We start from the raw sequence: 658 nt of genomic DNA on the forward strand, positions 1-658 counted from the left end.
CCCCAACGCCGCCGCGTCAAAGGCACCGAGCAAACCACCCTGCAATACGGCTCGAACGTGGACGTGGGCGGTAACCTCGCCATCGACGCCCGCCGCGACATCGCCGTGGTCGCCAGCACCGTCAGCGCCGCCAAAGACCTCAGCGTCAAAGCCGGCGAAAACCTGACCCTGGCCGCCGCCGCCAACGAACAACACGACTACTCAAAAGGCAAAAAAGGCGGCACCAAAACCACCACCCAACTCGACAACGTCACCCAACAAAGTGCGGAACTGAAAGCCGGCGGCGACCTGATAGCTGTCGCCGGTACCGACCTGACGCTGGTCGCCAGCAAGATCAGCGCGGGCAACGAAGCCTACGTGCATGCCGATAACGAACTGCAACTGCTGGCCGCGCAAGACAGCAACTATTCGCTGTACGACATGAGCAAAAAGGGCGGTTGGGGCAGCAAGAAAACCCAGCGTGATGAAGTGACCGATGTGAAGAATGTCGGGAGCGAGATCAAGACGGGGGGCAACCTGACGCTGGAGAGCGGTGGGGATCAGAAGTATCAAGCGGCGAAGCTCGACAGTGGCGGGGATATTGCGATTGTCAGTGGTGGGGCGGTGAGGTTTGAGGCGGTGAAGGATTTGCGGCAGGAGAGTCATGAGAAGAGCAAAA

At 60.2% G+C, this 658-nt stretch carries 1 protein-coding gene; it reads left to right on the top strand.

What is annotated here, in order from left to right:
• Positions 1 to 658 (top strand): hemagglutinin repeat-containing protein (locus A7D21_RS34080; protein WP_171902678.1); only part of this gene is annotated, 658 nt, incomplete at both ends.

The sequence above is a fragment of the Pseudomonas sp. AP19 genome (assembly GCF_001728855.1).
Lineage (GTDB): Bacteria > Pseudomonadota > Gammaproteobacteria > Pseudomonadales > Pseudomonadaceae > Aquipseudomonas > Aquipseudomonas fluorescens.